This is a genomic window from Herbaspirillum sp. WGmk3, assembly GCF_023952535.1.
Lineage (GTDB): Bacteria > Pseudomonadota > Gammaproteobacteria > Burkholderiales > Burkholderiaceae_D > Herbaspirillum > Herbaspirillum huttiense.
This window is the reverse complement of the sequence record NZ_JAKYWT010000022.1, coordinates 1-509: the sequence shown is the minus strand read 5'-3', so window position 1 is coordinate 509 and position 509 is coordinate 1. Positions and strand designations below refer to the sequence as shown.

General features: G+C 62.1%; 1 pseudogene. It reads right to left on the bottom strand.

Features of this window, described 5'->3' with window-relative positions:
* A pseudogene (locus MKD49_RS25760) lies at nt 1-491 on the bottom strand (ABC transporter ATP-binding protein); the annotation flags it as partial.
* Nucleotides 492-509: the final 18 nt, after the last annotated feature.

The window sequence follows — 509 nt, the reverse complement described above, 5'->3', positions numbered from 1 at the left end:
TCGCCGAAGCCCAGCGTCACGATGGCCAGGTAGTCACCGCGCAGCTTCAGGGTCGGCGCACCCAGCAGCGCACCGAAGAGCGCCGCCAGCACGCCCGAGATCGGCACGATCAGCCAGAGCGACAAATGGATGCCGTTCTGCACGATCTGCGGACCGCACAGCCAGACCAGGAAATTGCCGATGGCCGGATAGGTATTGATGAAGGACTCGATCACCGCGGCGAACTGGGGCGAGGCCAGCAGGCCGGCGGTGTACGCACCGATGGCATAGAAGGCGATGTAGCCCAGGTCCAGCAGGCCGGCAAAACCCACCACCACGTTCAGGCCCAGGGCCAGCATGATGTAGAGCAGCGCCATATCCATGATGCGCACCCACGAATTGCCGAAATGCTGGGCGATCATGGGGAAGATGATCATCAGCGCCAACAGCGCCAGCAGGCTGAACCGCGCCTGCTGGGGGTTGCGCTTCATGTCGAAGGTCATGAGAGCCATAGTGTTCTCTTCCGATTT